This is a genomic window from Streptomyces sp. V4I2 (assembly GCF_030817655.1).
Taxonomy (GTDB): Bacteria; Actinomycetota; Actinomycetes; order Streptomycetales; family Streptomycetaceae; genus Streptomyces; species Streptomyces plumbiresistens.
In genome coordinates this window covers 3,842,710-3,857,221 of the sequence record NZ_JAUSZM010000003.1, presented here as the reverse complement: position 1 = coordinate 3,857,221, position 14,512 = coordinate 3,842,710, and the positions used below count along the sequence as shown (strand labels likewise).

12 protein-coding genes and 1 pseudogene are annotated in these 14,512 nt (G+C 72.7%); 9 read left to right on the top strand and 4 right to left on the bottom strand.

The window, feature by feature from the left end; genetic code table 11:
* Positions 1 to 44: 44 nt before the first annotated feature.
* Complete coding sequence (locus tag QFZ76_RS18395; protein ID WP_307674759.1) at positions 45 to 851, bottom strand: DUF3097 domain-containing protein; 807 nt, start codon at positions 849 to 851, stop codon at positions 45 to 47.
* Positions 852 to 882: 31 nt separating this feature from the next.
* The gene (locus QFZ76_RS18390; protein ID WP_307674758.1) at positions 883 to 1,614 is read right to left on the bottom strand and encodes an MBL fold metallo-hydrolase; all 732 of its coding nucleotides are present in this window, start codon (positions 1,612 to 1,614) and stop codon (positions 883 to 885) included.
* A 161-nt stretch (positions 1,615 to 1,775) separates the two neighbouring features.
* On the opposite strand from QFZ76_RS18390, the gene hrcA reads away from it, so the two are divergent.
* The 4 genes from hrcA to QFZ76_RS18370 all read left to right on the top strand — a co-directional run bounded on the left by hrcA (position 1,776) and on the right by QFZ76_RS18370 (position 6,048).
* Positions 1,776 to 2,792 carry a heat-inducible transcriptional repressor HrcA gene (gene hrcA, locus QFZ76_RS18385; protein WP_307674757.1) on the top strand — a complete coding sequence of 339 codons (1,017 nt, stop codon included), beginning with the start codon at positions 1,776 to 1,778 and terminating at the stop codon, positions 2,790 to 2,792.
* The gene (gene dnaJ / locus QFZ76_RS18380) at positions 2,793 to 3,932 is read left to right on the top strand and encodes a molecular chaperone DnaJ (protein WP_266439653.1); all 1,140 of its coding nucleotides are present in this window, start codon (positions 2,793 to 2,795) and stop codon (positions 3,930 to 3,932) included.
* Between the two features lie 305 nt (positions 3,933 to 4,237).
* Positions 4,238 to 5,311: a nitronate monooxygenase gene (locus QFZ76_RS18375; protein WP_307674756.1), complete on the top strand. Its 1,074-nt coding sequence runs from the start codon at positions 4,238 to 4,240 to the stop codon at positions 5,309 to 5,311.
* A complete protein-coding gene (locus QFZ76_RS18370) occupies positions 5,308 to 6,048 on the top strand; it encodes a 16S rRNA (uracil(1498)-N(3))-methyltransferase (RefSeq protein ID WP_307674755.1) in 741 nt (246 codons plus the stop codon). Before QFZ76_RS18375 ends, QFZ76_RS18370 begins: the two co-directional genes overlap by 4 nt.
* Before the next feature lie 170 nt (positions 6,049 to 6,218).
* On the opposite strand, the gene QFZ76_RS18365 is transcribed toward QFZ76_RS18370, so the two are convergent.
* A complete protein-coding gene (locus QFZ76_RS18365; protein WP_307674754.1) occupies positions 6,219 to 6,674 on the bottom strand; it encodes a hypothetical protein in 456 nt (151 codons plus the stop codon).
* A gap of 81 nt (positions 6,675 to 6,755) precedes the next feature.
* Between QFZ76_RS18365 and QFZ76_RS18360 the strand changes: the two genes are divergently transcribed.
* The 5 genes and pseudogenes from QFZ76_RS18360 to QFZ76_RS18340 all read left to right on the top strand — a co-directional run bounded on the left by QFZ76_RS18360 (position 6,756) and on the right by QFZ76_RS18340 (position 12,991).
* Positions 6,756 to 7,286: a hypothetical protein gene (locus tag QFZ76_RS18360; protein ID WP_307674753.1), complete on the top strand. Its 531-nt coding sequence runs from the start codon at positions 6,756 to 6,758 to the stop codon at positions 7,284 to 7,286.
* A gap of 85 nt (positions 7,287 to 7,371) precedes the next feature.
* Positions 7,372 to 10,597, top strand: a pseudogene (locus tag QFZ76_RS18355) (S41 family peptidase).
* Between the two features lie 115 nt (positions 10,598 to 10,712).
* Entirely contained in the window at positions 10,713 to 11,066 is a 354-nt protein-coding gene (locus QFZ76_RS18350) for a histidine triad nucleotide-binding protein (protein ID WP_307674752.1), read from the top strand.
* Between the two features lie 6 nt (positions 11,067 to 11,072).
* Positions 11,073 to 11,978, top strand: coding sequence for a ribonuclease Z (locus QFZ76_RS18345; RefSeq protein ID WP_307674751.1), 906 nt, complete (start codon positions 11,073 to 11,075; stop codon positions 11,976 to 11,978).
* A gap of 20 nt (positions 11,979 to 11,998) precedes the next feature.
* Complete coding sequence (locus tag QFZ76_RS18340) at positions 11,999 to 12,991, top strand: adenosine deaminase (RefSeq protein ID WP_307674750.1); 993 nt, start codon at positions 11,999 to 12,001, stop codon at positions 12,989 to 12,991.
* A 30-nt stretch (positions 12,992 to 13,021) separates the two neighbouring features.
* On the opposite strand, the gene QFZ76_RS18335 is transcribed toward QFZ76_RS18340, so the two are convergent.
* On the bottom strand, positions 13,022 to 14,356 hold the full coding sequence (locus tag QFZ76_RS18335) for an MFS transporter (RefSeq protein WP_307674749.1): 1,335 nt from the start codon (positions 14,354 to 14,356) through the stop codon (positions 13,022 to 13,024).
* Between the last annotated feature and the right edge of the window lie 156 nt (positions 14,357 to 14,512).

The window sequence follows — 14,512 nt, the reverse complement described above, 5'->3', positions numbered from 1 at the left end:
GGACGGGTAGGGGCGGCGGGGGCGAAAAACCCTGGCGCGCGGCCCTACTCCGGGGCCGTCACGAAGTCGATCAGTTCCTCCACCCGGCCCAGCAGCTCCGGCTCCAGGTCCCGGTAAGACCCCACCCGCTTCAGGATCGCCTGCCATACCGCGCCCGTGTTTTCCGGCCAGCCCAGTGCCCGGCACACGCCCGTCTTCCAGTCCTGGCCGTGCGGGACGCGGGGCCAGGCCTCGATTCCGACGGCCGACGGCTTCACCGCCTCCCAGATGTCGATGTACGGGTGGCCGACGACGAGGGCGTGCTCGCTGGTCACCGACGCCGCGATACGGGACTCCTTGCTGCCCGGGACCAGGTGGTCCACCAGGACGCCCAGCCGGGCATCCGGCCCCGGCGCGAAGTCCTCGACGATGGACGGGAGGTCGTCGACGCCCTCCAGGTACTCCACGACCACGCCCTCGATGCGCAGGTCGTCGCCCCACACCTTCTCGACCAGCTCGGCGTCGTGCCGGCCCTCGACGTAGATGCGCCCGGCGCGGGCCACGCGCGCGCGGGCGCCGGGGACGGCGACCGAACCGGAGGCGGTGCGGGCGGGGCGTACCGGAGCCTGGCCGGTGGGGCGTACGAGGGTCACCACCCGGCCCTCCAGGAGGAAGCCGCGCGGCTCCAGGGGGAACACGCGGTGCTTGCCGAAGCGGTCCTCCAGGGTGACCGTGCCCGCCTCGCAGCGGATCACCGCACCGCAGAAGCCCGTCCCCGGCTCCTCGACCACCAGGCCGGGCTCGGCCGGGACCTCGGGGGCCGGCTTGGGCTTCTTCCACGGCGGGGTCAGGTCCGGAGTGTACTGGCGCATTCGGATGACGATAGGAGGAGCTCGGCGGCGGTCACAGCGACACGCCGAAGCGGTCCGCCAGGGCGTCCCGCTGCGCCCGTACGAACGCCGCGTCCACCACCGCTCCGTGACCGGGCACGTACAGCGCGTCCTCGCCGCCCAGGTCCAGCAGCCGGTCCAGGGCGGCCGGCCAGTGGGACGGTACGGCGTCCCGGCCCGCCTGGGGTTCGCCGGACTCCTCGACGAGGTCGCCGCAGAAGACCACCTCCGGCGAGCCGGGGACCAGCACCACGAGGTCGTGGGCCGTGTGGGCCGGGCCCACGTTCGCCAGCAGGACCTGGCGGCCGCCTCCCAGGTCGAGGGTCCACTCGCCGGAGACGTGATGGCGGGGCAGGGCCAGGGCGTCGACGGCCTCGTCGGCCAGGTGCGCGTCGAGCCCGTTGCCCACCGCGTCCGCGCGCAGCTCCTCGCGGCCGTGCCGGGCGGTGAACACCGTGTCGACGCCGACCGCGCCGAACACCTCCGCCCCCGCGAACGCCGCCGCCCCGAAGACATGGTCGAAGTGGGGGTGGGTGAGCGCGAGATGGGTCACACGGTGGCCGGCGAGCTCCTCCGCCTGCGCCCGCAGCCGTACCCCCTCCGCCAGGCTCGACCCGGCGTCGATCAGCAGGGCCGCGCCCGCCCCGACGACCAGCCCCGCCGTGCAGTCCCAGACCGGAAGCCGGCACCGGCCGACCCCGGTGGCCAGCCGCTCCCACCGCAGCTCTTCCCAAGTCACCGTCATACCGCGACGCTAGCGGGGAAGCCTCCTCGGGCACGACCTCGCAGGCCCGGCCTTGCCCCGGGCGTACCCGACAGCCGTACACTGGCCGGGGTGCGTTGGCACTCGGATGTGACGAGTGCCAGGCGGGGCGCCGAGGGGTCGACTTTCTGGAGGTGTGCGCGATGCTGAGTGAACGCAGGCTTCAGGTGCTGCGCGCCATCGTCCAGGACTACGTCGGCACCGAGGAGCCGGTCGGCTCCAAGGCGCTCACCGAGCGGCACAACCTCGGTGTCTCCCCGGCGACCGTGCGTAACGACATGGCGGCCCTGGAGGACGAGGGGTTCATCGCCCAGCCGCACACCAGCGCGGGGCGGATCCCGACCGACAAGGGCTATCGGCTGTTCGTCGACAAGCTGGCCGGCGTCAAGCCGATGACCGGGCCCGAGCGGCGCGCGATCCAGAACTTCCTCGACGGCGCCGTCGATCTCGACGACGTCGTGGCGCGGACCGTACGGCTGCTCGCGCAGCTGACGCGGCAGGTCGCCGTCGTGCAGTACCCGTCGCTCACACGGTCGACGGTGCGGCACGTCGAGCTGCTGTCGCTGGCCCCCGCGCGCGTGATGCTCGTCCTGATCACGGACACCGGGCGGGTCGAGCAGCGGATGGTCGACTGCCCGGCGCCGTTCGGTGAGGCGTCGCTGGCCGATCTGCGGGCGCGGCTCAACAGCCGGATCGCCGGTCGCCGCTTCGCCGATGTGCCGCAGCTGGTGGAGGACCTGCCCGAGGCCTTCGACGCCGAGGACCGCGGCACTGTCTCGACGGTGCTCTCCACTCTGCTGGAGACGCTCGTCGAGGAGAACGAGGAGCGGCTGATGATCGGCGGCACCGCCAATCTCACCCGCTTCGGACATGACTTTCCCCTCACCATCCGGCCCGTTCTGGAAGCCTTGGAGGAGCAGGTCGTGCTCCTCAAGCTCCTTGGCGAGGCGGGGGATTCGGGCATGACCGTACGCATCGGTCACGAGAACGCCTACGAGGGACTCAACTCCACTTCGGTGGTGTCGGTCGGCTACGGTTCGGGCGGCGAGGCAGTCGCCAAGCTCGGCGTGGTCGGACCGACCCGCATGGATTACCCGGGAACGATGGGAGCGGTACGCGCAGTGGCACGGTACGTCGGACAGATCCTGGCGGAGTCGTAAGTGGCCACGGACTACTACGCCGTTCTCGGCGTGCGCCGCGACGCGTCGCAGGAAGAGATCAAGAAGGCCTTCCGGCGGCTCGCACGCGAGCTGCATCCGGACGTCAACCCCGATCCGAAGACCCAAGAGCGGTTCAAGGAGATCAACGCCGCCTACGAGGTGCTGTCGGACCCGCAGAAGAAGCAGGTCTACGACCTCGGCGGCGACCCGCTCTCGCAGGCCGGCGGCGCCGGTGGCGCGGGCGGCTTCGGTGCGGGCGGCTTCGGGAACTTCTCGGACATCATGGACGCCTTCTTCGGTACGGCGTCCCAGCGGGGTCCGCGTTCGCGCACCCGGCGCGGCCAGGACGCGATGATCCGGCTGGAGGTCGAGCTCGACGAGGCGGCCTTCGGCACCACGAAGGACATCCAGGTCGACACGGCGATCGTCTGCACCACCTGCAGTGGTGAGGGCGCGGCGCCGGGGACCTCCGCGCAGACCTGTGACATGTGCCGCGGCCGCGGTGAGGTGTCGCAGGTGACGCGGTCCTTCCTGGGCCAGGTCATGACCTCGCGGCCCTGCCCGCAGTGCCAGGGCTTCGGCACGGTGGTCCCGACGCCGTGCCCGGAGTGCGCCGGCGACGGGCGGGTACGGTCCCGCCGTACCCTCACCGTCAAGATCCCCGCCGGTGTCGACAACGGCACCCGCATCCAGCTCGCCGGCGAGGGCGAGGTCGGGCCCGGTGGCGGTCCCGCCGGTGACCTGTACGTCGAGATCCACGAGCTGCCGCACTCGCAGTTCCAGCGGCGGGGTGACGATCTGCACTGCACGGTCACGCTGCCGATGACCGCGGCGTCCCTCGGCACCAAGGTCCCGCTGGAGACGCTGGACGGCCTGGAAGAGGTCGACATCCGCCCGGGCACCCAGTCCGGCCAGTCGATCCCGCTGCACGGCCGCGGCGTCACACACCTGCGCGGCGGCGGGCGCGGTGACCTCATCGTTCACGTCGAGGTCCAGACCCCGAACAAGCTGGATCCCGAGCAGGAGCGGTTGCTGCGGGAGCTGGCGAAGCTGCGGGGCGAGGAGCGGCCTCTGGGGCAGTTCCAGCCGGGGCAGCAAGGGTTGTTCTCGCGGTTGAAGGATGCCTTCAATGGCCGCTGACGCGAGTTGAGGGAGGGCTGCCGGGGGTCCGGGGGTTGTCCCCCGGGCAGACACAGTCAGCCGGGGCAGCAAGGGTTGTTCTCGCGGTTGAAGGATGCCTTCAACGGTCGCTGACGGGTGGCGGCGCAGGGCTTTTTTCGCCCCCGCCGCCCCTACCCTTCCCGTCCCTGGGGGCTGCGCCCCCAGACCCCCGCTTCGGCCCGAAAGGCCTCGTCCTCAAACGCCGGACGGGCTGGTTGCAGCTGGCGTATGCCGAGGGGAAGGTTCGATTCGGACTTGTTCGGAGGACGTGACAACATGCCGTCATGTCCTCCGCACTGACCGATCTCTTCCCTTATCCGATCGTGCAGGCCCCCATGGCGGGCGGCGTCTCCGTGCCGACGCTCGCTGCTGCCGTGTCCGAGGCGGGTGGGCTGGGGTTCCTGGCCGCCGGGTACAAGACGGCCGACGGGCTGTACCAGGAGATCAAGCAGCTGCGGAGCCTCACGGGCCGTCCCTTCGGGGCGAACCTCTTCATGCCGCAGCCGGAGTACGCGGACCCGGCCGCCGTCGACGTGTACGCCCACCAGCTGGCCGGCGAGGCCGCCTGGTACGAGACCGAGCTCGGCGACCCGGAGAGCGGCCGCGACGACGGCTACGAGGCCAAGCTCGCGGTGCTGCTCGACAACCCGGTGCCGGTGGTGTCGTTCCACTTCGGTGTGCCGAGCCCGGACGTCCTGAACTCGCTGCGCCGGGCCGGCACCTTCACCCTGGTCACCGCGACCACCGCGGAGGAGGCCCTCGCCGTGGAGCGGGCGGGCGCCGACGCGGTGATCGCGCAGGGCGTGGAGGCGGGCGGCCACCAGGGCACGCACCGTGACATCCCGGAGGCCGACGGCTCCGGCATAGGCCTGCTCTCCCTGATCGCGCAGGTCCGCGAGACCGTGACCATCCCGATCGTCGCCGCCGGCGGCATCATGCGAGGCAGCCAGATCGCCGCCGTGCTGGCCGCGGGCGCGAGCGCGGCCCAGCTCGGCACGGCGTTCCTCGCCACCCCCGAGTCCGGCGCGAGCGCCGTGCACAAGCAGGCACTGACCAACCCCCTTTTCGTGCGTACCGAGTTGACCCGCGCCTTCTCCGGCCGCCCGGCCCGCGGGCTGGTCAACCGCTTCCTGCGCGAGCACGGCCCGTACGCCCCCGCGGCCTACCCGGAGATCCACCACCTGACCTCGCCGCTGCGCAAGGCGGCCGCCAAGGCGGGCGACGCACAGGGCATGGCGCTGTGGGCGGGGCAGGGGCACCGAATGGCCCGCGAACTGCCCGCCGGGCAGCTGGTGGAGGTGCTGGCGGCCGAACTCGGCGCCGCCGGGACAGCGTTGTCGCGAGGCGGGGCGCTGTGACGGCGCCGGTGTTCGTCGTCGAGCACTTCGACGCCGACGGCGCCGGGCGGTACGTCCTCGACGGGCCCGAAGGGCGCCACGCCGTCTCCGTGAAGCGGCTGCGGCCCGGGGAGAGCGTCGTCCTCACGGACGGTGCCGGGCGCCGCGCCGAGTGCGAGGTGGTCGGCACCGAGGGCAAGGACCGGCTGATCGTCCACATGGCCGGCGTGTCCGAGGAACCTCCCCCGTCCCCGCGTATCACCGTCGTGCAGGCTCTTCCCAAGGGCGACCGGGGCGAGTTGGCCGTCGAGACGATGACCGAGACCGGCGTCGACGCGATCGTGCCCTGGGCGGCCTCCCGCTGCATCACGCAGTGGAAGGGCGACCGCGGTCCGAAGGCGCTCGGCAAGTGGCGGGCCACCGCCCGCGAGGCCGGCAAGCAGTCCCGCCGGGCCCGCTTCCCCGAGGTCGCGGACGCAGCGACGAGCAAGCAGGTTGCGGCACTTCTCGCCAAAGCCGACTTCGCCGCCGTACTGCACGAGAGCGGCGCGGAGACCCTCGCCACCGCCGAACTGCCCGCCGAGGGCGAGATCGTCCTCGTCGTCGGTCCCGAAGGCGGTGTCTCCCCCGAGGAGTTGGCGCTCTTCGAGGAGGCGGGCGCGAAGGCGTACCGGCTCGGGCCGACCGTGCTGCGCACGTCGACCGCCGGGACCGCCGCGACCTCCCTGCTCCTCGGCCGCTCCGGCCGCTGGTCCTGACGTCGGCCGCTTGTACGATGCGTAACCCCTTGGGCGGATGTACAGGGCCCCATGTAAGACCGGTGCCATCCGGCAACGGCGAGGGCCTGCGAAGCAGGAACCCGTGGTGGTGCCGCGCACGGCACGGACCGGAATCGTCTGCGTTCGCACAGGTGAGGACGTCAACACTTCTACGCCGACGTGCGTGGAGCTTCGGTGCGGCCCCTGCTGCCTGGCTGGTGACGGTCTGGAGCAGGGGCCGCCTGCTGGACTCCAGGAGTGGCAGTGGCTGCTCCTGCGCGGCTGACGGCCACGGCAGGAAGCAGCTCCCAGCCGTCCACCTCCCCGCCTCCGGACAGCAGTCCGCGCCTCGACGCCTCGTCCACCAGGGCGCGTACGACGCCGGGTTCGTTCAGGTTGGCGTAGTGGCCGTGGGCGTCGCTCACGCCGCCCGAGTGGCCGGGGTAGCCGCCGCCGGCGTCGCGTCCCTCGCCGGACCGGAAGACGATCCGGGTGCGGATGCCGTCGCGGTTCAGGCTGAGGGTCTCGCGGCAGGGCTCGCCGTCGCCGTGCCAGTGGCGGACGGTCCACAGGTAGACGGTCCGCTCGTCCACGACGAGCCTTCGCGGGCTGTGTTGCTTGCGCATCCGTCCACGGTAGAGGTGGGGCGCGCGGGGTGGCCATATGCGCTCTACCGCGACGGCCGGGACGGTGGCAGGCTGCCGCGCATGGGGGCGTTGAGGAGGATTCGGCGTCGGCCGCGCGGGCGGCGGGTGGCGGCTGCGGTGGTGCTGGGCGTGCTCGCCGTGGGCGGGACGGTCGCCTGCGATCCCAGCGGACTGAACTCCGCGACCGTGGCGTACACGACCGACCAGACCGTGACGGACGAGCTGGAGCGGCAGAACGCGGAGGTGCGCTGGCTCAACTGCACGGCCTCGTACGGCGACAGCGGCTCGACGCCCACGGCCACCGAGAACGCCGTCGCCGACGTCGACTGCGAGGGCGAGACCGACGACGGCAAGGACATCACCGTCACCGGCAAGGTCACCCGCGCGGTCAGCGGTGCGTGTGTGCGCGGGGACCTCACCGCGAAGATCGACGGCAAGGAGTGGTTCCACGTGGAGGGGCTGGGGAACTGCGACGCGCGGACCACCCCGCCCGTCAACAACCCCGACCAGCCGGGACCGACGGTCACGGTGACCGTCACCAAGACTGTGTACTGCCAGAAGGCGCCCCAGTGCTGGCCGGACGGCAAGTGAGCCGCCGTCCGGGGCGGTCGGGCACGTGATCCAAACCTGGTTCAAACCCCTGTCCCCGGTCGCTGGGCGTGCATAGGGTGATCGGGTGACACAGCCAGCGACCGCCGCAGCCTCAGCGTATTTCCGGTTCCCCCACCTGCACGGCGAGTTGGTCGCCTTCACCGCCGAGGACGACGTGTGGCTCGCCCCGCTCGACGGCGGCCGGGCCTGGCGGGTCAGTGCCGACAACGTGCCGGTCACCCACCCCCGTATCTCGCCCGACGGCACCACCGTCGCCTGGACCTCCACCCGCGACGGCGCCCCCGAGGTGCACATCGCCCCGGTCGACGGCGGACCGTCCAAACGCCTGACCCACTGGGGCAGTTCCCGCACCCAGGTGCGCGGCTGGACTGCGGACGGCGAGGTCCTCGCGCTCAGCACCTACGGCCAGGCCAGCCTGCGCCGCAGCTGGGCCCGCGCGATCCCGCTCGACGGAGGCCCGGCCACGACCCTGCCGTACGGACCCGTCGGCGATGTCGCCCACGGAGGTCCCGGCACGGTCCTGCTGTCCGCGCCGATGGGACGCGAGGCGGCCTGGTGGAAGCGGTACCGGGGCGGTACGGCGGGCAAGCTGTGGATCGACAGGGACGTCCGCGACGGGGAGGGTGCGGGCGAGTTCGTACGGCTGCACGAAGACCTCGACGGGAACATCGAGTACCCCGTGTGGACGGGCGACCGGATCGCCTTCCTGTCCGATCACGAGGGCGTCGGCGCGCTGTACTCCTCCCTCGCCGACGGCTCCGACCTGCGGCGGCACACCCCACTCGACGGCTACTACGCCCGGCACGCGGCCGGGGACGGCACCCGGGTCGTGTACTCCTCCGCCGGTGAACTGTGGATCCTCGACGACCTCGACGGCGCCGAGCCCCGCCGCCTCGACGTACGGCTCGGCGGGCAGCACACCGACCGGCAGCCGTTCACGGTGAACGCCACCCGCTGGTTCGGGTCGGCCGCCCCCGACCACACCGCGCGCGGCAGCGCGGTCGCCGTGCGCGGCGCCGTCCACTGGGTCACCCACCGCGCCGGACCGGCCCGCGCCCTCTCCGCCGAACCCGGCGTCCGGGCCCGGCTGCCGCGCACCTTCCGCGCCGAGGGCGAGGAATGGGTGGTGTGGGTGACGGACGCCGAGGGCGACGACGCCCTGGAGTTCGCGCCCGCCACCGGCCACGCGCCCGGCGCCACCCCACGCCGCCTCGCCGCCGGACAGCTGGGCCGGGTCCTCGGGCTCGCCATGGCACCCGACGGCAGCCGGGCCGCGGTCGCCGCGCACGACGGACGGGTCCTGCTCGTCGAACGTGAGACGGGCGAGGTCCGCGAGGTCGACCGCAGCGAGGAGGGCGACGTCACCGGGCTGGTCTTCTCACCCGACTCGGCCTGGCTCGCCTGGTCGCACCCCCGGCCCCGGCCCGCTGCGCCAGCTCCGGCTCGCCAACACCACCGACCTGTCCGTCACCGAGGCGACCCCGCTACGGTTCCGGGACTACGCCCCGGCCTTCACCCTCGACGGCAAGCACCTCGCCTTCCTCTCCAACCGCTCCTTCGACCCGGTCTACGACGAGCACGTCTTCGACCTGGCCTTCGTGGTCGGCGACCGCCCGCACCTGATCACGCTGGCCGCGACCACGCCCTCGCCGTTCGGCCCGCAGCGGCACGGCCGCCCCTTCGAGGCCCCCGACAAGGACGAGACGCCCGACAGCGAGGGCACCCCGGCCACCCGCATCGACCTCGAAGGCCTCGCCGACCGGATCGTGCCCTTCCCCGTGGAGGCGGCCCGCTACTCCAACCTGCGCGCGGCGAAGGACGGTGTGCTGTGGCTGCGGCACCCGGTGCGCGGTGTCCTCGGCTCCTCCCGGGCCACCCCGGACGACCCGGACCCGCACACCGAGCTGGAGCGCTACGACCTCGCCCAGCAGCGCATCGAGCACCTCGCCGCCGACGCCGACCACTTCCAGGTCAGCGGCGACGGCAAGCGCGTCCTGCTGTGGACCGACGGCCGGCTCAAGGTCGTCCCCAGCGACCGGCGCGCCTCGAACGACGACGACAGCGACACGAACATCACCGTCGACCTCACCCGCGTACGGCAGAGAGTCGACCCGGCGGCCGAGTGGCGGCAGATGTACGAGGAGACGGGCCGCGTCATGCGGGACCACTTCTGGCGCCCGGACATGAACGGGGTCGACTGGCCCGGCGTCCTCGACCGCTACCGTCCGGTGCTGGACCGGGTCGCCACCCACGACGACCTCGTCGACCTGCTGTGGGAGGTCCAGGGCGAGCTGGGCACCTCGCACGCCTACGTCGTCCCGCGCGGCGGCCACGGCGGCGGGCCCCGGCAGGGACTGCTCGGCGCGGACATCTCCCGCCATGCGGACGGCACTTGGGTCATCGACCGCATCCTCCCGACCGAGACCTCCGACCCGGACGCCCGCTCCCCGCTCGCCGCCCCCGGTGTCGCGGTCCGCGCCGGGGACGCGATCGTCGCGGTGGCCGGGATGCCGGTCGACCCGGTGACCGGGCCCGGTCCGCTCCTCGTCGGTACGGCGGGCAAGCCGGTCGAGCTGACCATCTCGCCGTCCGGCGGGGGCGAGGTACGGCACGCGGTGGTCGTGCCGACGGCGGACGAGGAACCGCTCCGCTACCACGCATGGGTCGCGGACCGGCGGGCGTACGTCCACGAGAAGTCCGGCGGCCGGCTGGGGTATCTGCACGTGCCGGACATGCAGGCGCCCGGTTGGGCCCAGATCCACCGCGACCTGCGGGTGGAGGTGGCACGGGAAGGGCTGGTCGTCGACGTCCGCGAGAACCGAGGTGGGCACACGTCCCAGCTCGTCGTCGAGAAGCTGGCCCGGCGGATCGTCGGCTGGGCCGTGCCGCGCGGGATGCGGCCGTACAGCTATCCGCACGACGCGCCCCGGGGGCCGGTGGTCGCCGTCGCGAACGAGTTCTCCGGGTCGGACGGGGACATCGTCAACGCGGCGATCAAGGCGCTCGGGATCGGGCCGGTCATCGGGACCCGGACGTGGGGCGGGGTGATCGGGATCGACAGCCGGTACCGGCTGGTCGACGGGACGCTGATCACGCAGCCGAAGTACGCGTTCTGGCTGGAGGGGTACGAGTGGGGCGTGGAGAACCACGGCGTTGATCCGGACGTCGAGGTCGTGCAGCGGCCTCAGGATCACGCGGCGGGGCGGGACGTACAGCTGGACGAGGCGGTTCGGCTGGCGTTGGAAGCGTTGGAGTCGGCGCCTGCCAAGGTTCCGCCCGCGTTGCCGTGACCGTCCCGGGGGGCTCCGCCCCCCGGCCTATGCCCGACTCGGTCGGACAAGAGGTGGACCTCGCCTCGATAGCATGCCCCTTGTAAGAGATCACCGGCGTGAAGGAGGCACACGCATGGCAGGGGAACCGCAGGACGACTGTCTGTTCTGCAAGATCGTCGCGGGGAGCATCCCGGCGACGATCGTCCGTGAGACCGACACGACCGTCGCGTTCCGGGACATCAACCCCCAGGCGCCCACCCACGTCCTGGTGATCCCGAAGGCCCACCACCGGGACGCCGCCGCGCTCGCCACCGCCGCGCCGGAGCTCGCCGCCGACGTGCTGCGCGAGACCCAGGCCGTCGCCGACGACGAGAAGCTGGAGAGCTACCGCATCATCTTCAACACCGGCAGCGGCGCCGGGCAGACCGTCTGGCACGCCCACGCGCACGTCCTCGGCGGCCGCGGCCTCGAGTGGCCCCCCGGGTAACTCGACGTGTCCGTACGTGAACTGGTGGTCCTCGGCACCGCGAGCCAGGTCCCGACCCGGCACCGCAACCACAACGGCTACCTGCTGCGGTGGGACGGCGAGGGCATCCTGTTCGACCCCGGCGAGGGCACACAGCGGCAGATGCTGCGCGCCGGGGTCGCCGCGCACGACCTGAACCGGATCTGCGTGACGCACTTCCACGGCGACCACTCGCTGGGCCTCGCCGGAGTCATCCAGCGCATCAACCTCGACCGGGTCCCGCACGAGGTGACCGCCCACTATCCGCGCTCCGGGCAGCGGTTCTTCAACCGGCTGCGGTACGCCACCGCCTACCGCGAGACGGTCCAGCTCGTCGAGGCGCCGGTGAGCGCGGACGGCGTGATCGCCGAACCGGGCGGCTACACCCTGGAGGCCCGCAAGCTCTCCCACCCCGTCGAGTCCTACGGCTATCGCCTCATCGAGCCCGACGGCCGCCGCATGCTGCCCGACCGGCTCGCCGCGCACGGCATCAAGGGCCCGGACGTCGGCCGCCTCCAGCGCGACGGTTCGCTGGACGGCGTCCTGCTCGACGACGTCAGCGAGACCCGTCGCGGCCAGCGGTTCGCGTTCGTCATGGACACCCGGCTGTGTGACGGCGTGCACGCGCTCGCCGAGGGCTGCGACCTGCTGGTCATCGAGTCGACCTTCCTCGACGAGGACGAGCAACTGGCCGTCGAGCACGGCCACCTGACATCAGGTCAGGCGGCGCGGGCCGCCCGGGACGCCGGTGTGCGGCACCTCGTGCTCACCCACTTCAGCCAGCGCTACTCCGAGCCGGACGCGTTCGAGCAGCAGGCGCGGGCCGCCGGGTTCGAGGGGGAGCTGACGGTCGCGCACGATCTGCTGAGGGTGCCGGTTCCGAAGCGTCGGTGAAACCCCCGTACCATGCTTCGATGCCCCTCCCCAAAGCTGAACTGCACCTCCATATCGAAGGCACTCTGGAGCCGGAGCTGGCCTTCGAGCTGGCCGCGCGCAACGGCGTCGAGCTGCCGTACGCCGACACGGACGAGCTGCGCAAGGCGTACCAGTTCGAGGACCTCCAGTCGTTCCTGAACCTGTACTACGAGCTCATGGCCGTGCTCCGCACCGAGCAGGACTTCGCGGACCTCGCGAACGCCTACCTCGCCCGCGCCGCCGCGCAGGGCGTGCGGCACGCGGAGATCTTCTTCGACCCGCAGGCCCACATCGCGCGCGGGGTCGGCATGGGGACGGTCGTCGAGGGGCTGTGGCAGGCGCTGGGGAACAGCGAGTCCGCGCACGGCGTCTCCACGCAGCTGATCATGTGCTTCCTGCGCGACGAGTCCGCCGAGTCGGCGCTGCAGACGCTGGAGGCGGCGAAGCCGTATCTCGACCGGATCGTCGGCATCGGGCTCGACTCGGCCGAGGTCGGGCATCCGCCGGTGAAGTTCCGCGAGGTGTACGAGTCCGCCGCTGCCCTGGGTCTGCGGCGCGTGGCGCACGCCGGTGAGGAGGGGCCGCCGGAGTACATCACCGAGGCCCTGGACATACTCGGCGTCGAGCGGATCGACCACGGGCTGCGGTGCATGGAGTCGCCCGAACTGGTCGAGCGGCTCGTCCGGGACCGCGTCCCGCTGACCCTCTGCCCCCTCTCCAACGTCCGGCTGCGTGCCGTCGACGTCCTCGCCGAGCACCCGCTGCCCGCGATGCTGGAGGCCGGGCTGCTGTGCACGGTCAACTCCGACGACCCGGCCTACTTCGGCGGCTACGCGGGCGACAACTTCGACGCCGTACGCCAGGCGCTGGGCCTCGGTGAGGACCGGCTGCGTGAGCTGGCCCGCAACTCCTTCGTCGCGTCCTTCCTGGAGCACGACGAGGAGCGGCGGGCGCGGTATCTGGCCGAGGTGGAGGCGTACGAGTTCCCGTAGGCCGGCGGGTTCCCGTAGGCCGTCGGTCTGTCAGGACCCCGGTGCGGCGGTGCCCGCCTGCCGGGGTCCTGCCGTGTCGTAGGACTGCCGGGCAGGGACGGCCGGGGCGTCGATCGGGATCTCCACGACCGGCTGTTCGGAGAGCCCCGCCTGCGGGAGCGCGTCCGCCGGGGTGCCGGTCGAGGCGGCGACCACGGCGGCCGGGGTGCCGCCCCGGCGGCGCACCGCGCCGGTGAGCAGGGGGCGCCCGCCGGTGTGCAGGGCCACGGCGGTCATCGGGAGCGTGACGGCCAGGAGCCCGAGGGCGAGGAGCGCGCCCATGGCCGGGAAGCCGGCCTCGGCGGCCAGCAGACTGCCGATGAGCGGCCCGGCGGCCGTACCGAGCGAGGACGCGGAGCCGACGAGCACCGCCCAGCGGCCGCGCGGGTCGAGGGAGGCGGCGAGGCCGATGACGTACGACAGGACGATCGGGTAGAGCGTGTTCCAGGCGATCTCGCCGGCCGCGAAGTTCGGCAGGTCGGTGGCGGAGGCGCTCAGCGCGATGCAGCCGGCGATGAGGACGGTGCCCGCGCCGACGGGCAGGGCCCGGCCGAGTCGCGGCCCGAGCGCGCCCGCGCCGATCACCCCGAGGAGCCCGGCGCCCAGCGCAGCGGCGAAGACGACGCCGACGGTCGCCTCCGTCAGATGCGCCTGCGTGAGGCCGATCCGGCCGCTGACACCCCACAGGGAGTTCTGCGCGAGCGACCAGAAGAGCATGGCGACGGCGAGGACGAGACCGGCACGCAGGTGGGGCAGCGGGTCCTGGTTCCGGCGGGCCTGCCGGGTGGCGGCCGTACGGACCGGGAGGCGGCTCGTCAGAGGCCAGACGGCGGCCGCGGTCAGGGCGATCGCGGCGAGCGGCAGTCCGTGGGCGGGGCCGAGGTGCGGGACCGTCAGATAGACCGTGCCCGCGAGCGCGGAGACGCTCAGCAGGCCCAGTGTGGTCGTGCGGTGCGGGTCCGGCTGGGCGGCGATTCCGGTGGCGGCGACCGTGGTGGCCGTACCGGAGCCGAAGCCGCCCAGCAGGGCGCCCGCGACCACGGCCGGGACGGAGGCGGTCAGGGCGGCGGTGCCGTAGCCGACAAAGGCCAGGGCCAGTCCGGCGCGGGCCAGGGTCCGGGCGCCGATCCGCTCGACGCGGGAGGCGAGCAGGAAGCCCGCCGCCGCCGAACTCAGCAGCAGGGCACTGCCGATGGCGCCCGCCTGCGTGGCGGACAGCGGAAGCCCCGAGTCGAGCCTGCCGACGGTGGTCGGGAGGAGGTAGGGGGCGAGGTACCCGGCTGTGAAAAGGGCAACGAGGGACCAAGGGGTGGTGCGGGCGAACACGGGCGTTCCCAGGGCATGCGAAAGAAGCGGCTCAGAAAGGGGGTGGGCGACGACCGTCGACGGACAGGAACGCGCGGGCAATTTGTATCAAGCACGTGGTTCGGGAAAGAAGCTGGGGGCGTGTGATGTGGCGCACGTTGTGTTTGGGGTGGGTGG

What these genes read in the sequence shown, in the direction of transcription:
- QFZ76_RS18360 (WP_307674753.1), top strand. Translation starts at nt 6,756, where the DNA reads ATGGGGGCGTTGAGGAGGATTCGGCGTCGGCCGCGCGGGCGGCGGGTG.
- hrcA (WP_307674757.1), top strand. Translation starts at nt 1,776, where the DNA reads ATGCTGAGTGAACGCAGGCTTCAGGTGCTGCGCGCCATCGTCCAGGAC.
- QFZ76_RS18340 (WP_307674750.1), top strand. Translation starts at nt 11,999, where the DNA reads ATGCCCCTCCCCAAAGCTGAACTGCACCTCCATATCGAAGGCACTCTG.
- QFZ76_RS18390 (WP_307674758.1), bottom strand. Translation starts at nt 1,614, where the DNA reads ATGACGGTGACTTGGGAAGAGCTGCGGTGGGAGCGGCTGGCCACCGGG.
- QFZ76_RS18350 (WP_307674752.1), top strand. Translation starts at nt 10,713, where the DNA reads ATGGCAGGGGAACCGCAGGACGACTGTCTGTTCTGCAAGATCGTCGCG.
- QFZ76_RS18365 (WP_307674754.1), bottom strand. Translation starts at nt 6,674, where the DNA reads ATGCGCAAGCAACACAGCCCGCGAAGGCTCGTCGTGGACGAGCGGACC.
- QFZ76_RS18375 (WP_307674756.1), top strand. Translation starts at nt 4,238, where the DNA reads ATGTCCTCCGCACTGACCGATCTCTTCCCTTATCCGATCGTGCAGGCC.
- QFZ76_RS18395 (WP_307674759.1), bottom strand. Translation starts at nt 851, where the DNA reads ATGCGCCAGTACACTCCGGACCTGACCCCGCCGTGGAAGAAGCCCAAG.